The organism is Anoxybacillus sp. UARK-01 (assembly GCF_002075365.1).
GTDB lineage: Bacteria > Bacillota > Bacilli > Bacillales > Anoxybacillaceae > Anoxybacteroides > Anoxybacteroides rupiense.
Window position 1 is genome coordinate 1 of record NZ_NASY01000052.1, and the last position, 24,147, is coordinate 24,147.

The following is a 24,147-nucleotide window of genomic DNA, read 5'->3' on the forward strand; positions in this document are numbered from 1 at the left end:
GAATTCCGCTCTCCTCTTCTGCACTCAAGTCCCCCAGTTTCCAATGACCCTCCACGGTTGAGCCGTGGGCTTTCACATCAGACTTAAGGAACCGCCTGCGCGCGCTTTACGCCCAATAATTCCGGACAACGCTTGCCACCTACGTATTACCGCGGCTGCTGGCACGTAGTTAGCCGTGGCTTTCTCGTTAGGTACCGTCAAGGTACGGCCCTATTCGAACCGCACTTGTTCTTCCCTAACAACAGAGCTTTACAATCCGAAGACCTTCTTCGCTCACGCGGCGTTGCTCCGTCAGACTTTCGTCCATTGCGGAAGATTCCCTACTGCTGCCTCCCGTAGGAGTCTGGGCCGTGTCTCAGTCCCAGTGTGGCCGATCACCCTCTCAGGTCGGCTACGCATCGTCGCCTTGGTGAGCCGTTACCTCACCAACTAGCTAATGCGCCGCGGGCCCATCCGTAAGTGACAGCCGAAGCCGCCTTTCAACTAAAGACCATGCGGTCTTCAGGGTTATCGGGTATTAGCTCCGGTTTCCCGAAGTTATCCCCGTCTTACGGGCAGGTTGCCCACGTGTTACTCACCCGTCCGCCGCTAACCAAACAGAAGCAAGCTTCTATTCGGTCCGCTCGACTTGCATGTATTAGGCACGCCGCCAGCGTTCGTCCTGAGCCAGGATCAAACTCTCCAAAAGAAAGTTGATTGGCTATTATTTAAATTTCGGTTGACCATACCGAAATTTTTCGATTAACGCTTCGTTTTGTTCAGTTTTCAAAGAACATTGTTCTAATAAAGCAGCTATTAAATAATAACAAATCAATCAGCTAATGTCAATCTTTTTTTATTTTATTCATTCGTTTTTCACGGACATTTTTTATTATACTTATATACCTTACATTAATCAAGTATTTTTTTCTTTTTTACTTCTTTGTCTATGAGACAGAAAAAGCGAAATGGTCACTTTTCTGTCTACTTCTTTAGAATTAAATCCATACTGGATAAAAGTTTAACTAAAAAAGTGTACCCCTATTTGAGAAAACATGAACAAACGACGTATACACCTCCGCTACCATCAACTGAACATAAAAAATCTGTAAAAGCGAAACCTGACTTTTTAACGATTATATCTTTAATTCAGAGGTTTTTATTGTTTTTCAACGGTCGGCCCGCTGTCACATATTTATATGATACAAACACCCCCGGACTTGATCTCCGACCGCCGAATACATTATCTACCCTTTTTAAAGATTTGTATTGATTATGGCTAGATCTTCTTTGATAAAACTAAAAGTATTTCTACTCCTTTTAAAATCATCCTCTATTTTTTAACTGCTTAACACTTGAAAGAAATACAAGGCGCAAATTATGATTTATCTAAATTAATGCTAATTTTTCGATTCGTAAGTCTCTAATCTGCTGACTAAGCATAGATATCATTTAACGCTTGCTACTCATGATCGCATCATCAAAAAAGGAATGGGAAAAATAGAGATGGTTTGCTTACTAAAATATTTATTCTCCATCCATCTCAGACGAATAAATGACCTCTTCGATAAAAAGATGACGTTGTTCGCTTAATGAAATAAACTCATTTCCATCAACTGTTTTAACAATAGGCCGCGTCGGTTCTTCTCTTTGAACAAACACAATTTCCGCCATTTCGCCATTGGATAACTTCACCTTTGTGCCGACCGAAAACATTGTTAAATGATTCAATAAGATTTGTATGACTTCCATGCTTAGTTTCCCAAAGTTATCTACTTGAATTTGTTCAAGCGCTTTAAACGGCGATTCTTTTTTCCGATAAAGACGCTCAGAAACCATGGCATGATATACATCCGCTACGGAAACAATCTTACTATATGGATGAATTTGCTTGTCATTGATCCCAAACGGATATCCGCTTCCATCATTTCTTTCATGATGCTGTAAAACAGCTAATTTTACTCCTTCCTGTAAAACAGGGATTTTCTGAACCATCTTATATCCTAAAATGGTATGTTCCTTTACCTCTTTATACTCTTCAGCCGTAAGAGCGGATTTTTTCATAATAATTTTTTCATTAATTTTAGCCATACCACAATCACAAAGAATCCCTGCTAGAGCAATTTGATAACATGCTCCTTTTCCATAATTCAGATGCTTCCCTAAAAACCCTGACAATAACCCGATACAGACCGCATGATGGTATAAATAATCTTCTTTCGTTGTATAACGATATAGGGTAAGCAGTTCTGTTCGATTATCGATAAAACGGTCAAGCAAAGGAATAATAATTGAACGAATTTCTCCAACATCAATAGGAGAACCTGACTGCCAAGATTGAAATGCTTTTTTGTATCGTTGTACTGCTTTTAAATAAAGAGCCATAATATCTTCCGTGCTTTCATTATTTTGCTCATCGCTTTCCTTTTTTACCTCGATAATTTCTAGAGGCCTAAAGGGTTGGCCATTTGCTAATACCGGCTCTACATAAACATCTTCAATCAAAAATTTTTCCAACACATTTAAAAGCAACGGAGTTAATACAGTGTTCTTAGGAATAATTGTTTTCTTTGTTTTTCCAATTACATCGGCTGCTAGAATACATCCTTCTTGTAACTGATTAATTTTGACACGAATCATTTTATTCCCCCAGTCTAACAAGACACAATTCCCCGTGTATTATAAAAAGCTGACTCGAGGATGCGGGCTCTGTTCCTCGAATCAGCAATGTTAATTCATTAGTCTTCCTGTCTATCCTCAGCTTCCTTTTCTTCCTCTTTTGGTACTTTTGCAACTGTGGCAACATATTCGTGTTCATTATCACCTGATAGCCGGATCAATTTAACTCCTTGCGTATTCCGTCCCATTCTCGAAATATCGCTGACAGCAATCCGGATCAAAACGCCATTGGTGGTGATCAACATAAGATCTTCTTCGCCTGTTACAGTCTTTACAGCTACAACTGTGCCATTTTTTTCAGAAATATTGCATGTTTTTAACCCTTTTCCGCCACGACTTTGCACTCGATATTCTGAAGCCCCTGTGCGTTTTCCGTACCCGTTTTTCGTTACTACAAGCACATCATGATCTTCCTCTAGAATCTCCATTCCGACTACTTCATCGCCACCTTCTAACGTGATTGCCTTAACCCCCGTTGCATTTCTTCCCATTGTTCGCACCTCTGTTTCAGGGAAGCGGATGAGCATACCATGTTTCGTTCCAACGATCACGTGTTTAGAACCATCTGTCAATTTTACAGAAATAAGCTCATCTCCTTCACGCAAGCTAACGGCAATCAAGCCATTATTGCGGATATTGGCGAACGAAGATAGCGGAGAGCGTTTAGCAATTCCTTCTTTTGTCGTAAAGAACAAAAAGGAATTATCGTCAAATTGGTCGATCGTAATAATTGTATTGACCCATTCATCTTTATCGATTTCTAATAAATTAATAATTGGTATTCCTTTAGCTGTTCGTCCAAATTCAGGAATTTCGTATCCTTTCGAACGATATACTTTCCCTTTATTTGTAAAAAACAGAATGGTATGGTGGGTTGACGTGATCAAAAGGTGCTCCACAAAATCGTCTTCGCTTGTGTTCATTCCCTGAATTCCTCGGCCGCCACGCTTTTGACTTTTGTAGGTAGATAAAGGAAGGCGTTTAATATAGCCTTTATGCGTGAGCGTCACGACAATATTTTCACAAGGAATCAGATCCTCATCATCAAATTCTTCAATGCCTCCGCTTACAATCTCGGTTCTCCGTTTATCATTAAATCGCTCTTTTATTTCTGTGAGCTCATCACGAATAATTTGCAACACTTTTTCTTCATCCGCTAAAATCTCTTTAAGTTGGGCAATCAACTGAACCAACTCTTGGTATTCTTGTTCAATCTTTTCTCTCTCTAACCCTGTTAATCGTTGCAGGCGCATATCTAAAATGGCTTGTGCTTGTCTTTCGGTAAGTGAAAATTTTTGCATCAAACCTTGTTTAGCGATTTCTGTCGTTTGTGAGTGCCGAATTAAATGGATCACTTCATCCAAATGATCCAAAGCGATGCGCAGCCCTTCAAGAATATGAGCTCTCGCTTCCGCCTTTTTCAGCTCATAAGCTGTCCGGCGGCGAATGACGATCTTTTGATGATCTAAATAATGCATCAGACACTCTTTTAGGTTTAAAACTTTTGGCTCTCCATTCACGAGCGCAAGCATATTGATTCCAAAGCTTGTTTGCAGTGCTGTTTGTTTATACAAGTTGTTTAAAATCACCTTGGCATTAGCGTCTTTTCGAACCTCTATTACGATTCGCATGCCGCTGCGATCCGATTCATCACGCAAATCGGTGATTCCATCGATTTTTTTCTCGCGTACAAGTTCAGCAATCCGCTCGATCAGCTTGGCTTTATTCACCTGATAAGGAAGCTCCTGAACAATGATCGTTTCTTTCCCATTTGCTTTTTGCTCAATTTCCACTTTCGCTCTTAAGGTAATTGAGCCTCTTCCTGTTTCATATGCTTTCCTGATTCCGCTGCGCCCAATAATTTGTCCGGCAGTAGGAAAATCAGGTCCCGGTATAAATTCCATTAATTCAGCAACGGTCATTTCCGGATCTTGACTTAAGGCTAAAAGCGCATCAATTACTTCTCCCAGCTGGTGGGGAGGAATATTTGTCGCCATTCCGACTGCAATTCCTGAAGATCCATTGACTAGCAAATTAGGAAATCTCGATGGTAACACCGCCGGTTCCTTTTCCGATCCATCATAGTTATCTTGGTAATCAATGGTGTCCTTATTGATATCCCGCAACAGCTCCATCGATATCTTAGACATTCTTGCTTCTGTATAACGCATGGCTGCGGCTGCATCGCCGTCAATAGAACCGAAGTTACCATGTCCATCCACCAGCATATAGCGATAGTTAAAATCCTGAGCCATCCGCACCATCGTGTCGTAAACAGCTGCGTCACCGTGCGGATGATATTTCCCGATCACTTCACCAACAATCCGTGCTGATTTTTTATAAGGTTTGTCCGCTGTCATCCCTAAATCATGCATCGCATATAAAATACGACGATGGACTGGCTTTAATCCATCCCGAACATCTGGCAAAGCCCTTGAAACAATAACACTCATAGCATAATCAAGAAATGACGATCTCATTTCTTGGCTGATATTCACTTCGCGAATTCGAGGATTACGATTTTCTGACATGTTTACGTACCTCCCTTATAAACTCATTTTCCAGATGGGGAGGGTGGCATTTGAACACTCTCCAATACATAATGAACGATTAACCTATACGAAGCCAACACTTTTCTTTTCATCCACGTCGGCAAGGTGTTCTTGCCGATATTGGATAGATCTGGGCATTGCTTCTTTATGCATATCAATGACAAAAACCATCAAAACCGATGTTCCGTAGATATAGAAATCGATTCTCAAACATCCATCTTAAATATCTAGATTTTTGACATACTTTGCGTTTTCCTCAATAAATTGTCTTCTTGGCTCAACCTTGTCTCCCATTAAAACCTCAAATATCTCGTCAGCTTCAATCGCATCTTGAAGGCTTACTTGAAGCAGCGTCCGCGTTTCAGGATTCATGGTTGTTTCCCATAGCTGCTCAGGATTCATTTCACCAAGACCTTTATACCGTTGAATGGTCGGTTTTGGAGTTTCTGGCAGTTCGGACAAGACTTGCTCTAGTTGACGATCATTGTAGGCATATTCCACCCGCTTGCCTTGCTGAATTTTGTAAAGAGGCGGTTGAGCAATATAAACGTATCCCTTTTCAATAATTTCCCGCATATAACGGTAAAAAAACGTTAGCAGCAGCGTCCGAATATGCGCTCCATCGACATCGGCATCCGTCATGATGATGATCTTATGATATCTTGCTTTTGTAATATCGAAATCTTCACCAATTCCTGTTCCTAACGCTGTTATAATTGTTCGCACTTCATTGTTCGATAAAATTTTATCTAGACGGGCTTTTTCAACATTGATAATTTTTCCGCGCAACGGTAAAATCGCTTGAAAATGGCGATCTCGTCCCTGTTTCGCAGATCCGCCCGCTGAGTCTCCCTCTACTACATACAATTCGCTAATAGAAGGATCCTTTGAAGAACAATCTGCCAGTTTCCCAGGCAAATTGGATATTTCAAGAGCACTTTTTCTCCGCGTTAGCTCGCGCGCTTTTTTTGCCGCTAAACGGGCACGCGCCGCCATCATTCCTTTTTCGATGATCTTCTTGGCAACAGTTGGATTCTCTAGCAAAAAGGTTTCAAACTGCTCTGAGAAGATGGCATCTGTTACTGTTCTTGCATCGCTATTTCCAAGTTTCGTCTTTGTTTGCCCTTCAAATTGCGGCGCAGGATGCTTCACAGAAACAATCGCCGTGAGCCCTTCCCGCACATCTTCCCCGGTTAAGTTAGCATCATTGTCCTTAAAAATGTGGTGTTTGCGTGCATAATCATTAATAATACGGGTTAATGCTGTTTTAAAACCCGATTCGTGTGTTCCGCCTTCATGTGTATGAATGTTATTAGCGAACGAATAAATATTGCTGCTGTAGCTGTCATTGTATTGCAAGGCGATCTCAACGGAAATTCCATCTCGTTCCCCATCGATATAAATAGGCTCATCATGAAGCACTTCTCTTGTTCGGTTTAAGTGTTGAACGTATGATTTAATTCCGCCTTCATAATAGTATTCGTTCTTTCGGTTTTCGTCTCGTTTATCTTCAAGACTAATTTTAATCCCTCGATTTAAAAAGGCTAATTCCCGTAATCGAGTGGCCAGCGTCTCGTAATCATACTCTGTCGTTTCGGTAAAAATCTCAGGATCTGGTTTAAACCGAGTAGTAGTGCCTGTCCGATCCGTTTCGCCAATAACTTGTAAATCCGCACAAGGAATCCCGCGTTCATATTTTTGATAATGAATTTTTCCTTCACGATAAACAAATACTTCTAATTCTTGTGACAGGGCATTTACAACAGAAGCACCAACTCCATGAAGCCCTCCAGATACTTTATATCCGCCGCTACCAAATTTTCCGCCGGCATGGAGCACCGTCATAATGACTTCAACAGCCGGTCGACCCATTTGTTCTTGAATGCCGACTGGAATACCACGACCATTGTCAACCACGGTAATACTGTTATCTTTTTCGATTGTTACAGAGATTTCTGTACAATACCCAGCCAACGCTTCATCAATACTATTGTCAACAATTTCCCAAACTAAATGATGTAAGCCTTTGGGACCCGTTGATCCTATATACATACCTGGCCGTTTCCGTACAGCTTCAAGGCCTTCCAATACCTGAATTTGCCGTTCATCATACATATGTTCGATTTTTTGTTCCATTGTCATGTTAATCACCTACGCTTTCCTTTGAAAAACGATCAAACATCCCCGGTGTCCGGGGAACAAATATGACCGGAACTCACTTGATAGATCGCTGCTTCCTTTATGACATCATGTTTAATTCCGTCAATACTTGTTGTAGTAACAAAGGTTTGAACTTTCTGGCGGATGGTGTTAAGCAGATGTGTTTGCCGAAAATCGTCCAGTTCCGAAAGTACATCGTCTAATAAAAGAATGGGATAATCGCCTGTTTCAGAAAAGATCAGTTCAATTTCGGCCAATTTGATCGATAAAGCTGTTGTTCTTTGCTGTCCCTGTGAACCAAATGTCTGTACATCTCTTCCATTGACATCAAATGACAAATCGTCACGGTGAGGACCAGCAAGTGTCGTACCTCGCTGAATTTCCTTCTCCTTTATTTTAACAAATTTTTCAGTATATGCTTCTATTATTCTCGACAATTCCAGCTCTTCTGATACCTGAACAGAAGGATGATATTGGATTTGCAGCTTTTCCAATCCCCGGCTGATTTCGCGATGAATGGGCTCAGCCCATTTTTGCAGCAGCTGGGAAAATTCATATCTCTTTAATGTAATTTTCGCGGCAATCTCTATCAGCTGTTCTGTTAATACATCTAAAACAGCTTCATCATGATGCTGCTTCGTTTGCAACAGCTTCAAATAATGATTCCGCTGCTGCAATATCTTTTGGTAGCGGCTTAAATCATGCATATAAACAGGGGAAATCTGCCCCATTTCCATATCAATAAAACGTCGTCTTACTTGCGGCCCGCCCTTGACTAAATGCAAATCTTCAGGAGCAAATAAAACCACATTAATGTGTCCGATATATTGACTTAATTTTTTTTGTTCAATATGACTTATTTTTGCTTTTTTCCCTTTTTTTGAAATCACAAGCTGCAAAGTTGACGGCCCATTTTTTTTAACGGCCTTCCCTTCTATTTTAGCATATTCCTCATCCCAACGAATCAATTCTTTATCATTTGATGTCCGATGAGATTTAGCCATCGCTAAAACATAAATAGCTTCCATCAAATTCGTCTTTCCTTGCGCGTTTTCTCCCAAAATCACGTTGACTTTATTCGTAAACGACAACTCCTGGCTGATATAATTCCGGTAATTTTTTAACGATAGATGTGTTAAAAACAAAGATTCTTCACCTACTCCAAACCTTTTACCATAAAAGTTCCGAAATCGCGAATATCGACAACATCCCCATGCTTCAGTTTTCGTCCGCGACGATTTTCTCTATCGCCGTTGACATATACTTCTTTTGTTTGTAAAAACCATTTTGCCATACCGCCTGTATCAATCGCTTGCACAAGCTTTAAAAATTGGCCAAGAGTAATCGTTTCCGTTGTGATCTCTATCGTTTGTTTCATCATTTTCACCGCTCTTCAAAAAAATGTCCATCACTTCATTTTACTAAAAAATTGATCAATAGCAAATAAAGCTGCTAGAGAGTCGGAGTAGTTCTAGCAGCTTTATTATACATTAGTACGTTCTGACTGGTAAGATCAGCTGGAGCATGGAATCGCTGTGTAGTGGACGAAGAACAAATGGACGCATGGCTCCGGTAAAGCTGATCTTGATTTCAGCTCCCTCCAGTGCTTTAAGAGCATCCATCATGTATTTAGCACTGAAAGAAATTTTTAGCTCTTCCCCTTCGACAGATTCGCTCTGGATCTCCTCAGTAACTTTCCCGATTTCTGGGGATATCGATGAAATTTCTACAATGCCATCCTGTAATGTTGTCAATTTAACCACATTGTTTCTTCCTTCTCTAGCAAGCAAAGAAGCGCGGTCAATCGCTTGGAAAAACTCCTTCGCATTCACAATTACGTCTGTTTGGCTATCTGCCGGAATTAAGCGGGACGTATCAGGATAGTTTCCATCAAGCAATCGCGAGAAAAATAAAAGGTGTTTCGTTTTAAATAAAACCTGATTTTCTGTAATGACAATTTCTACATTTTCATTACTGTCATCAAGAATTTTACTTAATTCGTTTAAGCTCTTCCCAGGGATAACCACGTTATAGCCTAGACTTGCATCCATTTCGATTTTTGCTTTCCGCAAAGCAAGGCGATGACTATCTGTTGCAATACAGATCAGCTCTCCATTCTCCACCTTCCAGTTTACACCTGTCAAGATCGGTCGCGTTTCTGAAGTAGAAACCGCAAAAACCGTTTGACGAATCATCGTTTTTAGTAAATCCGTTGGAAGTTTGAACACATTCTCTTCTTTAATTTGTGGAAGTCTTGGATACTCTTCTGCATCTAAGCCGTTTAAGCTAAACTCCGCTTTTCCTGAACGGATGATTGTAACAAATTGATTTTGAACTTCTATTTCGACGTTGTCTTCTGGAAGTTTTTTAACGATTTCGGCAAAAAAACGAGCCGGTAATACAATACTGCCTGGTTGCAGGACTTCTGCAATAATGGTTCCTTCTTCTTCAGCTGGAATAGATGATTCAATCGATATATCTGAATCGCTTCCAGTCAGTATGACTTCTTGAACAGTTGCTACCATTTTAATACCAGAAAGAATCGGGATCGTTGTGCGTGAAGAAACAGCTTTCATGACATCTTGAACGCTACGAACTAAGTGATCTTTTTGAATGGTAAGTCGCACGAATCGCACCCTCCTAAACTAGAATAAAAGTAAATTTATTTTATATAAAAAATAAGTAATAGTAGTAATAGTAGCTGTTAACATGTGGATAAGCCGAAAAATCGCAAAGGAAACACAGTCATCCACATGTGGATAGACTGTGCACAACTTTTTATATTATTCACACTATCTATCAATGTTTCAATTTTTCTTGAATTTCTTTTATTTGTTTCTGCAGCTGCACATCCGTTTGCAGCAAAGTTGAAATCTTCTCATGAGCATGGATCACAGTTGTATGGTCGCGTCCTCCAAATTCTTCACCGATTTTTGGCAAAGAACAGTCCGTCAGCTCCCGAGATAGGTACATAGCGATTTGCCTCGGAAAAGCAACCGATTTTGTTCGTTTTTTCGCCTTGAAATCTTCCAGCTTGAGATTGAAATGCTGCCCGACTACGCGTTGAATATCTTGAATGGTGATGACCTTCGGTTTGGAGCTTGGGATGATATCCTTTAGTGCTTCTGCAGCAAGATCCGCGTTAATTTCTTTATTAATAAGCGATGAATATGCCACAACTCGGATGAGAGCTCCCTCAAGTTCACGAATGTTGGAATCAATTTGATTAGCGATGTAAAGCATAACCTCATTCGGAATATCGAAGCCTTCTGCCTTTGCTTTTTTGCGAAGAATAGCAATTCTCGTTTCTAAATCTGGAGGAGTTATATCGGTTATAAGTCCCCATTCAAATCGTGAACGCAGGCGGTCTTCAAGAGTTGGGATTTCCTTTGGCGGCCGATCGCTAGAAATGACGATTTGTTTACTTTCTTCATGAAGCGTGTTGAATGTATGGAAAAATTCTTCTTGTGTTTGTTCTTTTCCAGCTAAAAACTGAATATCATCAATTAATAGGACATCAACATTTCGATATTTGTTGCGAAAGTCATCGGCTTTATTGTCACGAATTGCATTAATAAATTCATTAGTAAATTTTTCAGAAGATAAATAAACGACTTTGGCTGATGGATTATGTTCAATCACATAATGGCCGATCGCATGCATGAGATGGGTTTTTCCCAAGCCGACTCCTCCATATATGAAAAGAGGGTTATATGCTTTTGCTGGCGCTTCTGCTACTGCTAAGGAAGCGGCATGGGCAAAACGATTTCCGGATCCGATGACGAACGTATCAAATGTATATTTTGGATTTAGCATGTTTTGCGGAAAATCTACCTGCTCATCATCCAATTTACGTTGCTTTTTCGTCACCTGTTTAAGATCGATATCTTCCTCGTTCGAGTTGTGAGGAATGATAAATTTAATAGTTAGCTCTTCTCCAGTGATATCATAAATGGTTTCGCCGATTAAATGAGCATAGCGGGAATCCAGCCAATCTCTTGCAAATTCATTTGGGGCTACAATGACGAGTGTATCACCTTTTAGGGAGTGAGCTTTCGTTGATTTCAGCCAGGTTTCAAAGCTGGGTTTACTGATTTTTTTTTCGATCTCCGCAAGCGCCTTATTCCATAAATCATCAATATTTTCCACCCGTTGGCCCTCCTTTTTACACAAAGGGTTGTTCAATCTTTGTACAACTTTTTTAGCGATGCATATAAATTTATAAAAATACGCTGTGGAAAAATAATATAATTAGGAAGGAAAACGACATTTCGACAGAATCCACTTAGTGTGGATAGCTTTTTCTACAACCGTGAACAAATTGTCCACACATTATCCACATTTTGTGGATAAAAAAATTATACACAAGAATAATCCAGAGTGAAAACAAGAATATGATATCAAATAAACTAGCGTGTTGCAATGATTTTTGATAAATATCCACAACGCCCATACACTGTGGAAAATTATTATCCACATGGTAAGAAGTTGTGAAAAAAATGTCGATAAATGTTGTGAATAAATGAAAAGCAAGAGAAAATATATCCACAGGATAAAAAGTGACTGAAAGATCCACCTGGAACGGTTGACATTTCACTAAATTGTTCAATATAATTAGAAAGACTGCCTGTAACAGTTATTCCTCAGGGAGGTGTCATATAATGAAACGCACATATCAACCAAATAAGCGCAAACGCAGTAAAGTTCACGGCTTTCGCGCACGCATGAGCACAAAGAACGGACGTAAAGTGCTTGCACGTCGCCGCCGTAAAGGAAGAAAAGTATTATCCGCGTAGGCCACTGAAACCTCAGTGGTCTTTTTTCTAAGCTGTCTGCCCAAACCTACGGAAGAATATGGAGTGTTGCGATTGGGGATGAAAAAAAAATACCGCATAAAAAAGAATGAGGAATTTCAACAAGTATTCCAAAAAGGCCATTCCATGGCCAATCGTCAATTTGTCATTTATGTATTGGATCGGCCAGAGCAGCCGTATTTTCGGATTGGTTTGTCCGTAAGTAAAAAAATTGGAAAAGCGGTCGTCAGGAATCGAGTAAAGCGTTATATTCGCCAGACTTTTCTAGAATTGCGAGATCAGGTTGCTACTGCAAAGGACTATGTGATTATTGCAAGACGGCCTGTTTCTGAAATGAATTATGCGGAAGTGAAAAAAAGCTTAATGCATGTGCTGAAAAAAGCTGGAGTATTAGAGAATCATTCTTTTTGATCAGAATGATGGTAAAATACATATACAGAAACCGGATTTTGGACATGTTAGGAGGGAAATGTAGTGAAAAGGCGAATTTGGTTAACGATCGCACTTGTTGCATTTATAGCTCTATTAGCGGGGTGTTCACAAGTAAATCAGCCGATCACATCGGAGAGTAAGGGATTTTGGAACGAGTATATTGTTTATCCGCTTTCGTGGTTGATTAAATATGTGGCGCACCTATTTGGTGGAAACTACGGTTTGTCGATCATCATTGTTACTATTTTGATCCGGCTTGTTATTTTGCCCCTGATGATTCAACAGACGAGAAATGCGAAAGCGATGCAGGCATTGCAGCCTGAGTTACAAAAGCTTAGAGAAAAGTATAGCTCTAAAGATATGGAAACGCAACAAAAATTACAGCAAGAGACGATGATGCTATTTCAGAAACATGGCGTGAATCCATTAGCCGGTTGTTTTCCGCTCATTATCCAAACCCCGATCTTAATTGGTTTTTACCATGCCATTATGCGAACAAGAGAAATTGCCGATCATAATTTCCTATGGTTCGATCTTGGAGCTAAAGATCCGTATTTTATTTTGCCTGTTGTAGCTGGGGTAGCGACATTTATTCAACAGAAAATAATGATGGCAGGGACTGAGCAGCAAAATCCGCAGATGGCGATGATGCTTTGGATTATGCCGATTATGATTATTGTTTTTGGTATTAACTTTCCAGCTGCTTTATCTCTTTATTGGGTAGTAGGAAATATCTTTTCTATTGTACAAACCTATGCTATTAAAGGTCCTGATTTAAAATCTAATCATTCAGGGGGACAGAAAAAGTGAAGGAAGTAACCGCGACCGCTTCGACTGTTGATGAGGCTATTCAGCTTGCATTAAATCAATTAGGCGTTTCAAGAGATCGCGTGGAAATTGACGTATTAGAGCAAGGGAAAAAAGGGTTTCTTGGTATTTTAGGCAATAAACCAGCGGTTGTAAAGGTAAAAGTACATCCTGATCCAATTGAAGAGGCAGAAATTTTTTTGAAAAATGTGATTGAAAAGATGGGGATTCTAGCGAGTGTGACGAAAAGTGAAGCAGGACATGACAAAGAAATTCAGTTTACCATTAGCGGTGAAAAGATCGGTTTGTTAATTGGCAAACATGGACAAACATTGAATTCTCTCCAGCTATTGACACAGCTGGTGGCGAACCGCTATGCCAATGGCTATGTTCATATCACAGTTGATGCTGAAAACTATCGGGCGCGGCGTCGCGATGTGTTGATGCAGTTGGCTGAAAAATTGGCGGAAAAAGCGGTGAAAACAAAAAAAGAAGTGAAATTAGAACCGCTGCCGGCATATGAGCGAAAAGTCATTCATTCTGCTTTAGCTAATAATCGGAAAGTTAAAACTTTTTCCGTTGGAACAGAACCTCATCGGTATATTGTTATAGCTCCCGTGCATGAGCAAATAAGCAAGGAATAAGATGTTTAAACATTCATAAAACGCGGGGGAAGGGGCTATCTCATCATTTGAGAAAGCCTCTTTTTTCTGTTGCTTTTGCAAAAAATAAGATCCATGCGCATAGAGACTGTCCTTGCGCTTAGTTCCATGAAAAAGAGATTATCGACGGTTGAAGCATGTGATATGCGCCCGCTTTTTGAACAATGAGCGATTTCTTGGCAATCTGCTTGTCCGCTCTCCCTGATTAAATCATGAGTTTTGTTTTTGGAATAAAGGGATCAATCATCCATGGGCAAGAGATAAAACGTTCATTTTGTTATTATTGTTATTCACATGTGGATAAGTTAAAATTGATAATGATTACTTTGATTACTTCCTGAATTGTGGATTATTTAATGATTGCAAGCGATTCTCTTGTTTACAATATAGATCATAGACAAGGATAGAAGAGAGGTGAAAATATATGGAGTTTGATACAATTGCTGCGATTTCTACTCCGATGGGGGAAGGCGCCATCGCCATTGTTCGTTTGAGCGGAAGCGAAGCCATTGCTATTGCGGATCGCCTTTTCAAAGGAAAAGGGAAAAAACGCCTGAATGATGTGCCTTCACATACCCTCCATTATGGGCATATTATTGACCCGGCTGATGGTCGTACGGTGGAGGAAGTAATGGTTGCTGTTATGCGGGCGCCTAAGACGTTTACAAGAGAAGACGTCGTCGAAATTAACTGTCACGGGGGGCTCGTTTCCGTTCACCGTATCTTGCAGCTTGTTTTGACAAATGGGGCTCGTTTGGCTGAGCCGGGCGAATTTACAAAGCGGGCATTTTTAAATGGTCGTATTGATTTATCTCAGGCTGAAGCGGTGATTGACTTAATTCGTGCAAAAACCGATCGAGCGATGAATGTGGCTCTTAATCAAATGGAAGGGCGATTATCAAAAATGATTCGCCAGCTGCGGCAAACGATTTTAGAAACGCTTGCTCATGTGGAAGTGAACATTGATTATCCTGAATATGATGACGTAGAGGAAATGACGCATCGACTGCTTCTCGAGAAATCGCAGTATGTTCGTTCAGAAATCGAACGGCTTTTGCAAACGGCGCACCAAGGAAAAATATTGCGAGAAGGGCTGGCAACCGTCATTATCGGTCGCCCGAATGTTGGAAAATCATCTTTGTTAAATAGTCTTGTTCATGAAAATAAGGCAATTGTCACAGATATTCCGGGAACGACAAGAGATGTTATTGAAGAATATGTCAATGTCCGTGGTGTTCCGTTAAAACTGATTGATACAGCGGGAATTCGCGAAACAGAGGATGTCGTCGAGCGAATCGGTGTTGAACGTTCAAAGCAAATGGTGAAAGAGGCGGATTTGGTTTTATTTGTTTTAAATTACAATGAGCCGCTGACTGAGGAAGATGAGCAGCTTTTTGAAAGTGTAAAAGAGAAGGATGTTATCATCATTGTGAATAAAACGGATTTGCCGCAAAGAATCGATATGGAACGTGTAAAACAGCTTGCAAATGAACATCCGATGATCGCCACTTCTTTATTAGAGGAAAAAGGCATTGACCAATTGGAAGAGGCTATTTCTACGTTATTTTTTGCCGGAGCGGTGGAAGCTGCGGATTTGACATATGTGTCAAACTCAAGGCATATCGCTTTGCTCCATCAAGCGAAAAAAGCGATTGAGGAAGCCATTGCGGGAATAGAGGCAGGAGTCCCAATTGATATTGTACAAATTGATTTGACAAGAGCATGGGAATTGTTAGGAGAAATTGTGGGGGATACGGTACACGAAAGTTTGATTGACCAGCTGTTCTCTCAATTTTGTTTAGGAAAATGAAAAGGAGGTTGTTTCAAATGGAGTATCATGGCGGATCATATGATGTCATTATTGTCGGTGCTGGCCATGCCGGATGTGAAGCAGGACTGGCTGCAGCGCGAATGGGTGCCAAGACGTTAATGATTACGTTAAACCTGGATATGGTCGCTTTTATGCCATGTAATCCGTCTATCGGCGGCCCTGCCAAAGGAATTGTTGTTCGAGAAATTGATGCACTAGGCGGGGAAATGGGGAAAAACATCGATAAAACATACATTCAAATGAGAATGTTAAATACGGGAAAAGGTCCGGCTGTTCGCGCGTTACGAGCGCAGGCAGATAAATTTTTGTATCAGCATGAAATGAAGAAAACGCTTGAGCGTGAACCGAATTTGACGCTTCTTCAAGGAAAAGTAGAGCGGCTAATTGTTGAAGAAGGCGTGTGCAAAGGGGTCATGACTCATACGGGCGCTCAATATTGCGCCAAGACGGTTGTCATTACGACGGGAACATTTTTGCGTGGAGAGATTATTATTGGCGATATTAAGTATTCAAGCGGTCCAAATAACCAACAGCCGTCCATTAAGCTGTCAGAGCATTTAGAGGAGCTCGGTTTTCAGCTCGTACGATTCAAAACGGGAACTCCTCCGCGAGTCAATAGCCGTTCGATCGATTATAGCAAAACAGAAATCCAGCCGGGAGATGATACTCCACAGGCATTTTCATATGAAACAACGGAATACATTACAGATCAGTTGCCGTGCTGGCTGACTTATACGACGGAAGAGACGCATCGCATAATTGATGAAAACTTGCATTTATCGCCGATGTACTCGGGAATGATTAAAGGAACGGGCCCGCGTTATTGTCCATCAATTGAAGATAAAATTGTCCGTTTCCACGATAAACCGCGTCATCAAATTTTCTTGGAACCAGAGGGCCGGAATACGGAAGAAGTATATGTACAGGGGCTTTCCACCAGCTTGCCAGAGCATATTCAACGAAAAATATTGTCAACGATTCCGGGACTTGAGCAAGCGCAGCTGATGAGAGCGGGCTATGCGATTGAGTACGATGCCATTGTTCCAACCCAACTATGGCCAACGCTAGAAACAAAAGTAGTGAAAAACTTATATACAGCTGGACAAATCAACGGTACCTCCGGCTATGAAGAAGCGGCGGGGCAGGGCATTATTGCTGGAATTAATGCGGCCCGCAAAGCGCTTGGAAAAGAAGAGCTCATTTTAAGCCGCTCTGATGCTTACATTGGCGTACTGATTGACGATCTCGTAACAAAGGGAACCAATGAGCCATACCGCTTGTTGACATCCCGGGCAGAATATCGCTTGTTGCTCCGCCATGATAATGCCGATTTGCGTCTTACGGAAATCGGGTATAAAATGGGATTGATTTCCGAAGAGCGTTACCAGAAGTTTTTAGCGAAGAAAGCAGCGATTGAAAAAGAGAAAAAACGTCTTCAAGCATGGATCATTAAACCAACAGACCAAGTTCAAGAGGTCATTCGTCAGGCGGGAGGCAGCGAATTAAAAGATGGCATTCGAGCTTCTGATTTGTTGAAGCGTCCAGAAATGACCTATGAGCATATTCAGCTGCTTGCTCCAGCTGAAGAACAGCTTCCGTCCGATGTGGTGGAGCAAGTAGAAATCCAAATCAAGTATGAAGGATATATCGAAAAGTCACTTCAGCAAGTAGAACGTTTAAAGAAAATGGAAAACAAAAAAATTCCTGAAGATATTGATTATGATGCAATTACAGGCCTTGCGACCGAAGCTCGCCAAAAATTAAAACAAGTCCGGCCTCTTTCTATTGCGCAAGCTTCGCGCATTTCAGGGGTAAATCCTGCAGATATTTCGATATTATTAGTGTATTTAGAACAAGGAAGAATTGCTCGCGTGTCGAATGAATAACATAGTGAAGGGATTGGCATATGGATACAAAACAGTTTCAGAGCCTATTGGAGGAGAAAGGGATTTCTCTTTCTCCCCGACAATTGGAACAATTTCAAATCTATTATGAGCTGTTGATTGAATGGAACGAAAAAATGAATTTAACAGCGATTACGGATCAATCGGGGGTTTATTTAAAGCATTTTTTTGACTCCATTTCTCCTGCGTTTTATTACGATTTTTCAAAGCCAATGTCGCTTTGTGATGTCGGGGCTGGAGCCGGATTTCCGAGCATTCCGTTGAAAATTTGCTTTCCGCATCTGAAATTGTCGATCGTCGATTCGCTGCAAAAGCGCATTACTTTTCTTCACGCTCTTGCCTCAGCGCTCGAATTGGAAGATGTCGCTTTTTATCATGACCGTGCTGAAACATTCGCTAGACGAGAAGGGATCCGAGAGGCATTTGACGTTGTCATGGCTCGGGCGGTTGCTCGAATGTCTGTGCTCAGTGAGCTATGCCTTCCATTGGTGAAAGTAAATGGGACATTTATTGCCATGAAAGCAGCGGCCGCTCAAGAAGAATTGGAACAAGGAAAAACAGCGATTAAAGTTCTTGGTGGAGAAGTTGCAGCCACTCATTCATTTACGTTGCCGATCGAAGAGAGCGAGCGTACCATTATTTTTATTCATAAGAAACGGAAAACAACCAAGCAGTATCCTCGGAAACCAGGGATTCCAAATAAACTTCCAATTGAATGAGAACGCCGACTGGGAACATTGTTAAAACAGGGGAGAGTTTTTAAAGGTGGTGTAGAGGGGAATGAAGCATCCTTTTTCGCGCTTCTTTAGTTTTGGAGAAAAGGAACAAGAAGAAATGATTGAAAAACATGAGAATGAAGAAGTAAGAAAAATTCCAGTATCGCAAATTGTTCCGAACCGTTTTCAACCACGAACCATTTTTGATGATGAGAAAATTGCCGAGCTCGCTTTAACGATTCGAACACATGGAATCATTCAGCCGATTGTTGTTCGTGAATGTGAAAATGGCAAATATGAAATCATTGCAGGAGAAAGGCGCTGGCGTGCCGTTCAAACGCTGGGATGGACAGAAATTCCGGCCATTATCAAAAATTTAAATGATAAAGAAACCGCTTCAGTTGCTTTAATTGAAAATTTGCAGCGCGAAGAATTAACGCCGATTGAGGAGGCGCTGGCGTATGCCAAGCTATTGGAATTGCACCATTTGACGCAGGAAGCGCTGGCGCAGCGGTTAGGGAAAGGTCAGTCCACTATTGCCAATAAGCTTCGTTTACTAAAATTGCCTCAAGAGGTTCAAGAGGCGCTATTGCAACGAACGATTACAGAGCGGCATGCGCGAGCGCTCATTGTTTTAAAGGATCGGGACAAGCAATTACAGCTTTTAAAAGAGATTATTGAAAAACAATTGAATGTCAAACAGACAGAAGATCGCGTATTAAAGATATTAGAAGCCAATCGTCCAAAGCCCAAGCCGAAACGAAAAGCTTTCAGCAAGGATATGCGAATCGCTGTCAATACCATTCGCCAGTCATTAGCGATGGTGGCTGATAACGGTCTTTCGATCGATTCTGAAGAAGAAGATTTTGAGGATTATTATCAAATTACAATTCGTATCCCGAAAAAATAAATGATTCAATGCGACCTCATCATATCGCGTGTGATGAGGTTTTTATTTCATGCGATGCATAGAAAATACATCCATTTTTTTTGTTTCATGATAAAATAGGACATATGAGTACGATTGTTAGAGGTAGGTGTCACCGTGGGCAAGATCATTGCAATTGCAAATCAAAAAGGCGGAGTAGGGAAAACGACAACGGCTGTGAATTTAGCAGCTTGCTTGGCACATATAGGAAAAAGGGTCTTGCTTGTCGATATTGATCCACAAGGGAATGCTACAAGCGGCATCGGAATTGAAAAAGGCGATGTAGATGAGTGCGTTTATAATGTCCTAGTAGAAAATATGAAAGCCAAAGATGTAGTAAGGCCGACAAATATTGAAAACTTATATATGATTCCAGCTACGATTCAATTAGCTGGGGCAGAAATTGAATTAGTTTCTGTGGTTTCACGCGAAATTCTTTTAAAAAAAGCTCTTGAGCCTTTAAAAAATGTATATGATTTTGTATTGATTGATTGTCCTCCATCCCTTGGGCTGCTTACATTGAATGCATTGACAGCCGCAGATGCCGTATTGATTCCTGTGCAATGTGAGTATTATGCGCTTGAAGGATTAAGCCAATTGTTGAATACGATTCGCCTCGTGCAGAAGCATTTGAATACGCAATTAAAATTGGAAGGCGTCGTGTTAACGATGCTCGATGCCCGAACGAATTTAGGGCTTCAAGTCATTCAAGAAGTGAAAAAATATTTTCGGGAAAAAGTATATGACACGATCATTCCGCGCAATGTTCGCTTGAGCGAGGCACCGAGCCATGGAAAGCCGATTATCCTTTATGACGTGCGTTCAAAAGGGGCAGAAGTGTATTTAGAATTGGCAAAGGAGGTGGTCGCGCGTGGCTAAAGGACTTGGAAAAGGGATTAATGCGCTATTTTCGAATTTGGAAGTAAGCGAGGAAGAAACGATTCAGGAGATTCAGATTAAAGAGCTGCGTCCCAATCCTTATCAACCTCGGCAAACATTTCATCCGGAATCGATTGAAGAGCTGAAGCAATCGATTATCCAGCATGGAATTTTGCAGCCGCTCATTGTGCGAAAAAGCATTAAAGGCTATGAAATTGTAGTGGGAGAACGGCGATATCGCGCTGCTAAAGAAGCGCATTTAAAAACGGTTCCTGTTGTGGTGCGCAATTTGACAGAGCAACAGATGATGGAATTTGCGCTCCTTGAGAATCTTCAGAGAGAAGATTTGACTCCTATTGAAGAAGCCAAGGCCTATCAAACTCTTATGGAACATCTTCAATTAACACAAGAGGAGCTGGCTCAACGCATCGGAAAAAGCCGTCCGCATGTTGCGAACCATTTGCGACTCTTATCGCTGCCAAAAGAAATTCAGCAGTTGATTACCGATGGAACGTTATCGATGGGGCATGGCCGCGCTTTGTTGGGATTAAAAAGAAAAGAAAAAATGAAAGCGATTATTGAGAAGGTGATAGCGGAGCAATTAAATGTTCGCCAGCTTGAAAAGCTTATTCAGGAGACTAACGAGCGTGTTTCACGTGAAACAGTCAAACCAAAAAAAGAAAAGAGCGTTTTTGTTAAACAAAGTGAGTCATTATTAAGAGAAAAGTTTGGCACAAATGTGACGATTAAGCAAAATCGTAAAAAGGGCAAAATTGAAATCGAATTTTTCTCCAATGAAGATTTAGAACGAATTTTGCATTTATTAAATGTACAACTGGATGAATAGCCGAGCCATCAGCCTTTGATGGTTTATTTTTTTCTTTCTTCGCAGTTGGTGCCAATAACATAGTGTATCTTTTATGAGACTGTCTTTGAAGAAGAGCTACACATACTATGAACAGAAAGATCAGTTTTTCTTTTTTGGCTATTTTACTTTATTTTTATTTACGAACAAAGACATTGGAAAGCATGGATGCATATTGAGCATCATCCGCTTTATCTAGGGAGGCAAATTGTTTTGGTGTTATTAGGAACAATTGTGAATGGGATTTGCATTATCATCGGATCTTTATTAGGTAAAATATTCCACAAAATTCCTGAGCAAATGAAAGGGACCGTTATGAGCGGAATTGGTCTTGCTGTCACCTTGCTTGGAATACAAATGGGGCTAAAAAGTGAGCATTTTTTAATTGTCATTTGCAGTCTTGTTTTTGGCGGTATGATAGGGGAACTGTGGAATCTGGATCATCAATTAAACAAGCTTGGACAATGGCTGGAAAGAAAAGTAGGAGGACACAGCCAAGGAAATATAGCCAAAGGATTTGTAGCAGCTACATTGCTGTTTGTGGTTGGAGCCATGGCGATTATTGGAGCTATGGACAGCGGTTTACGAGGAGATCATCGGGTTTTATATACTAAATCGATGATTGACGGATTTACAAGCATCATTCTTACAACAACAATGGGAATCGGAGTTATTTTTTCTGCTGTTCCTGTTATGCTATATGAAGGAATCATCGCTTTATTAGCAACACAAATCCAAACATGGGTTCCGAAAGAATTAATGAATTCATTTATTGCCGAATCAACTGCAGTAGGCGGTATTTTAATTATGGCTATCGGCTTGAATTTGTTAGGAATCACAGCGATCCGTGTCGCTAATTTGTTGCCAAGCATCCTTATGACCGCTGTGATTGTAACCGCTCTTCATTTCTGGTAAAGTAAAAATCCCTTCTTGTATTATAGAATCAAGAGGGGATTTTTGCTTTAGAAAGGCTTCATTTGTTCTTGATTTAGGGCGGTAGCGGCTAAATACTCTTGACGCTTCAGATAGCGGTCTGCTTCATAAATGCCGTTTGCAATCGTTTTAGCCATATTCATTACTAAATGAAGACGGGTATTTTGCAAAACAAAAAATTCCATAAATCCACTGACATTGACGACTCCTGTAATATGAAGATCTCCAACCGGAGGAAGTTGCTTGTTTACACCGGCACCTGGCCGGACGGGCCCTTCAGCAACTGTAATGGCGCCAACGCTTTTTAATCTTCCAAGACAAGCATCAATGGCGATCATAAAAACATTGTCATGAAGAACGCGAATTCCATTAATTTTTTCCTCTAAATTTACTGCATGAATCGGTTCTTCCAATGTTCCATATACTTGAAAATAAGACAAATTCTTTTCTTTGAGCATGGTCCCGACAAGAGGACCGAGCGAGTCTCCGGTTGATCGGTCTGTTCCAATACAAACAATGGCTAATGGTTGCGTGATCGGCGAAGAAAGCAGGGAAATAAGGCGCATCGCAATCCAAGTAGAGGCTCCTTGTTCATCATGGAAAACTCGTTCTTTTTCATTTTTGGAATGAAAAAAAAGCGAAGAGATACTCATGAATATTCACTCCTGATATCAATTAAGTACTAAACAGTATACGGAAAAAACAAGAATTATATACATTGGGATTCTAGTTTTCTTATATGGCAACGGATGCTGTGAAACGAGGAAGTTATAAGAGAGCTTAATCGGAAGCTGCAACGCTACAAAATCATTTGAAATATTGGTACAATGATTGGTATGTATAATAGTGATTAAGAGGTAATTTAACGTATGTAGAGAGAAGATGAAAGGTGAAAGAGAATGAAAAAAGCTTATGAAAATGTTTGGGAATTTTTTTCTAATGAAGATTTTTGGGCCAAGATTGGCATTGGAAGTGTAAAAATCATTGCGATTATTTTGGTTGCAATGGTGATCTCCAAGGTTTTAAAAATTGCCGTTCATAATATTTTTAAAATGCGCCAAAAAGCGCCGATTCGTTTTTCAGAAAGACGAGAAGCGACATTATTAAAACTGCTGGATAACACGATTACGTATGTTATTTACTTTATAGCATTTGTGATGATTTTAGATACATTTGACGTGAAAGTAAGAACGCTGCTTGCCGGTGCAGGGATTGTTGGGTTGGCGGTTGGTTTTGGTGCCCAAAGCTTGGTGAAAGATGTCATTACAGGGTTTTTCATCATTTTTGAGGATCAGTTCTCGGTGGGCGATTATGTTCGAATCGGCAATTTTGAAGGATATGTAGAAGCCATTGGATTAAGGGTAACCAAAATAAAAAGCTGGACAGGCGAAGTTCATATTTTGCCTAATGGAACCATTACACAAGTAACGAATTTTTCATTGCATAATAGTGTCGCAGTTGTTGATGTGAGTGTTTCTCACGATGGAGATCTTGAACGAGCAGAGGAAGTCATTCGTCACCTGTTGAGCGAACTTCCAGAGAAATATGAGGATATGGTGGCTGCACCTGAGCTTTTAGGTATTCAAAATTTGACAAGCTCAGAGGTTGTCCTTCGAGTGACCTGTGAAACAAAACCGATGCGCCATTTTTTTGTTGCTCGGGCATTGCGCAAGGAGATTAAACTGCGCTTGGATGAAAATGGAATTGAAATTCCATTTCCAAAGCTTGTTCTGTATAATCGCGAAGGCGAAGAAGGTTTGCCTCAACCACGAGCAAAAGCTGATGCGTAAAGGAGGAGGAATCGATGGACAAAGAGTTTGGTCTGCATGACATTGTAGAAATGAAAAAAGCGCATCCGTGTGGAACGAATCGCTGGAAGGTGATTCGCATGGGAGCAGATATCCGCATCAAATGTGAAGGTTGTGCCCATAGTGTGTTGCTTCCGAGGAAGGAATTTGTTCGTAAACTGAAAAAGGTGCTGGAAAAGCATGAGGAGTAATTCCTCA

The 24,147-nt window shown here is 40.7% G+C and carries 21 protein-coding genes and 1 rRNA gene; 13 read left to right on the forward strand and 9 right to left on the reverse strand.

Annotated elements, in window-relative coordinates; translation table 11 throughout:
- The 8 genes from B6A27_RS16330 to dnaA form a co-directional block, all read right to left on the reverse strand.
- A 16S ribosomal RNA gene (locus tag B6A27_RS16330) occupies positions 1-688 on the reverse strand; the annotation flags it as partial.
- A gap of 818 nt (positions 689-1,506) precedes the next feature.
- Complete coding sequence (locus B6A27_RS16335) at positions 1,507-2,619, reverse strand: HD-GYP domain-containing protein (protein WP_066150835.1); 1,113 nt, start codon at positions 2,617-2,619, stop codon at positions 1,507-1,509.
- 98 nt (positions 2,620-2,717) lie between these two features.
- Positions 2,718-5,189, reverse strand: a complete 2,472-nt coding sequence (gene gyrA, locus B6A27_RS16340; protein ID WP_080862671.1) for a DNA gyrase subunit A — start codon at positions 5,187-5,189, stop codon at positions 2,718-2,720.
- A gap of 240 nt (positions 5,190-5,429) precedes the next feature.
- Positions 5,430-7,352: a DNA topoisomerase (ATP-hydrolyzing) subunit B gene (gene gyrB, locus B6A27_RS16345; RefSeq protein ID WP_044745142.1), complete on the reverse strand. Its 1,923-nt coding sequence runs from the start codon at positions 7,350-7,352 to the stop codon at positions 5,430-5,432.
- 32 nt (positions 7,353-7,384) lie between these two features.
- Positions 7,385-8,515, reverse strand: a complete 1,131-nt coding sequence (gene recF / locus B6A27_RS16350) for a DNA replication/repair protein RecF (RefSeq protein WP_080862672.1) — start codon at positions 8,513-8,515, stop codon at positions 7,385-7,387.
- Between the two features lie 11 nt (positions 8,516-8,526).
- Entirely contained in the window at positions 8,527-8,748 is a 222-nt protein-coding gene (gene yaaA / locus B6A27_RS16355; protein ID WP_044745199.1) for a S4 domain-containing protein YaaA, read from the reverse strand.
- Between the two features lie 112 nt (positions 8,749-8,860).
- Entirely contained in the window at positions 8,861-9,997 is a 1,137-nt protein-coding gene (gene dnaN / locus B6A27_RS16360; protein ID WP_080862673.1) for a DNA polymerase III subunit beta, read from the reverse strand.
- A 172-nt stretch (positions 9,998-10,169) separates the two neighbouring features.
- Positions 10,170-11,519, reverse strand: a complete 1,350-nt coding sequence (dnaA, locus tag B6A27_RS16365) for a chromosomal replication initiator protein DnaA (RefSeq protein ID WP_044745145.1) — start codon at positions 11,517-11,519, stop codon at positions 10,170-10,172.
- Between the two features lie 512 nt (positions 11,520-12,031).
- Here dnaA and rpmH point away from each other — a divergent pair.
- The 11 genes from rpmH (at position 12,032) to B6A27_RS16420 (ending at position 22,123) form a co-directional block, all read left to right on the forward strand.
- Positions 12,032-12,166: a 50S ribosomal protein L34 gene (gene rpmH, locus B6A27_RS16370; protein WP_003397591.1), complete on the forward strand. Its 135-nt coding sequence runs from the start codon at positions 12,032-12,034 to the stop codon at positions 12,164-12,166.
- A gap of 78 nt (positions 12,167-12,244) precedes the next feature.
- On the forward strand, positions 12,245-12,595 hold the full coding sequence (gene rnpA, locus B6A27_RS16375) for a ribonuclease P protein component (protein ID WP_044745200.1): 351 nt from the start codon (positions 12,245-12,247) through the stop codon (positions 12,593-12,595).
- A 63-nt stretch (positions 12,596-12,658) separates the two neighbouring features.
- Positions 12,659-13,426, forward strand: a complete 768-nt coding sequence (spoIIIJ, locus tag B6A27_RS16380) for a YidC family membrane integrase SpoIIIJ (protein ID WP_044745146.1) — start codon at positions 12,659-12,661, stop codon at positions 13,424-13,426.
- Complete coding sequence (gene jag / locus B6A27_RS16385; RefSeq protein ID WP_080862674.1) at positions 13,423-14,067, forward strand: RNA-binding cell elongation regulator Jag/EloR; 645 nt, start codon at positions 13,423-13,425, stop codon at positions 14,065-14,067. Before spoIIIJ ends, jag begins: the two co-directional genes overlap by 4 nt.
- Before the next feature lie 442 nt (positions 14,068-14,509).
- A complete protein-coding gene (gene mnmE / locus B6A27_RS16390; RefSeq protein ID WP_080862675.1) occupies positions 14,510-15,895 on the forward strand; it encodes a tRNA uridine-5-carboxymethylaminomethyl(34) synthesis GTPase MnmE in 1,386 nt (461 codons plus the stop codon).
- Positions 15,896-15,912: 17 nt separating this feature from the next.
- Positions 15,913-17,802 carry a tRNA uridine-5-carboxymethylaminomethyl(34) synthesis enzyme MnmG gene (gene mnmG, locus B6A27_RS16395; RefSeq protein WP_066150824.1) on the forward strand — a complete coding sequence of 630 codons (1,890 nt, stop codon included), beginning with the start codon at positions 15,913-15,915 and terminating at the stop codon, positions 17,800-17,802.
- Positions 17,803-17,822: 20 nt separating this feature from the next.
- Complete coding sequence (gene rsmG, locus B6A27_RS16400) at positions 17,823-18,539, forward strand: 16S rRNA (guanine(527)-N(7))-methyltransferase RsmG (RefSeq protein WP_066150821.1); 717 nt, start codon at positions 17,823-17,825, stop codon at positions 18,537-18,539.
- Positions 18,540-18,600: 61 nt separating this feature from the next.
- Positions 18,601-19,446, forward strand: coding sequence for a nucleoid occlusion protein (noc, locus tag B6A27_RS16405; protein ID WP_066150818.1), 846 nt, complete (start codon positions 18,601-18,603; stop codon positions 19,444-19,446).
- A 135-nt stretch (positions 19,447-19,581) separates the two neighbouring features.
- Positions 19,582-20,343, forward strand: coding sequence for a ParA family protein (locus B6A27_RS16410; protein WP_044745152.1), 762 nt, complete (start codon positions 19,582-19,584; stop codon positions 20,341-20,343).
- Positions 20,336-21,190, forward strand: coding sequence for a ParB/RepB/Spo0J family partition protein (locus B6A27_RS16415; protein WP_066150815.1), 855 nt, complete (start codon positions 20,336-20,338; stop codon positions 21,188-21,190). The genes B6A27_RS16410 and B6A27_RS16415 overlap by 8 nt, the downstream gene beginning before the upstream one ends.
- 231 nt (positions 21,191-21,421) lie before the next feature.
- Positions 21,422-22,123 (forward strand): DUF554 domain-containing protein, encoded by a 702-nt coding sequence (locus B6A27_RS16420; RefSeq protein WP_080862690.1) that lies wholly within the window; start codon positions 21,422-21,424, stop codon positions 22,121-22,123.
- Between the two features lie 47 nt (positions 22,124-22,170).
- On the opposite strand, the gene yyaC is transcribed toward B6A27_RS16420, so the two are convergent.
- Entirely contained in the window at positions 22,171-22,794 is a 624-nt protein-coding gene (yyaC, locus tag B6A27_RS16425; RefSeq protein WP_044745154.1) for a spore protease YyaC, read from the reverse strand.
- 246 nt (positions 22,795-23,040) lie between these two features.
- Between yyaC and B6A27_RS16430 the strand changes: the two genes are divergently transcribed.
- Together B6A27_RS16430 and B6A27_RS16435 are read left to right on the forward strand one after the other, a co-directional pair.
- Positions 23,041-23,931, forward strand: a complete 891-nt coding sequence (locus tag B6A27_RS16430) for a mechanosensitive ion channel family protein (RefSeq protein WP_066150812.1) — start codon at positions 23,041-23,043, stop codon at positions 23,929-23,931.
- 14 nt (positions 23,932-23,945) lie between these two features.
- Positions 23,946-24,140 (forward strand): DUF951 domain-containing protein, encoded by a 195-nt coding sequence (locus B6A27_RS16435; RefSeq protein WP_080862676.1) that lies wholly within the window; start codon positions 23,946-23,948, stop codon positions 24,138-24,140.
- Positions 24,141-24,147: the final 7 nt, after the last annotated feature.

Coding starts and splice junctions, on each gene's coding strand:
- B6A27_RS16335 (WP_066150835.1), bottom strand. CDS start 2,619: ATGATTCGTGTCAAAATTAATCAGTTACAAGAAGGATGTATTCTAGCA.
- gyrA (WP_080862671.1), bottom strand. CDS start 5,189: ATGTCAGAAAATCGTAATCCTCGAATTCGCGAAGTGAATATCAGCCAA.
- gyrB (WP_044745142.1), bottom strand. CDS start 7,352: ATGACAATGGAACAAAAAATCGAACATATGTATGATGAACGGCAAATT.
- yaaA (WP_044745199.1), bottom strand. CDS start 8,748: ATGAAACAAACGATAGAGATCACAACGGAAACGATTACTCTTGGCCAA.
- rpmH (WP_003397591.1), top strand. CDS start 12,032: ATGAAACGCACATATCAACCAAATAAGCGCAAACGCAGTAAAGTTCAC.
- rnpA (WP_044745200.1), top strand. CDS start 12,245: ATGAAAAAAAAATACCGCATAAAAAAGAATGAGGAATTTCAACAAGTA.
- mnmE (WP_080862675.1), top strand. CDS start 14,510: ATGGAGTTTGATACAATTGCTGCGATTTCTACTCCGATGGGGGAAGGC.
- mnmG (WP_066150824.1), top strand. CDS start 15,913: ATGGAGTATCATGGCGGATCATATGATGTCATTATTGTCGGTGCTGGC.
- rsmG (WP_066150821.1), top strand. CDS start 17,823: ATGGATACAAAACAGTTTCAGAGCCTATTGGAGGAGAAAGGGATTTCT.
- noc (WP_066150818.1), top strand. CDS start 18,601: ATGAAGCATCCTTTTTCGCGCTTCTTTAGTTTTGGAGAAAAGGAACAA.
- yyaC (WP_044745154.1), bottom strand. CDS start 22,794: ATGAGTATCTCTTCGCTTTTTTTTCATTCCAAAAATGAAAAAGAACGA.
- B6A27_RS16430 (WP_066150812.1), top strand. CDS start 23,041: ATGAAAAAAGCTTATGAAAATGTTTGGGAATTTTTTTCTAATGAAGAT.
- B6A27_RS16435 (WP_080862676.1), top strand. CDS start 23,946: ATGGACAAAGAGTTTGGTCTGCATGACATTGTAGAAATGAAAAAAGCG.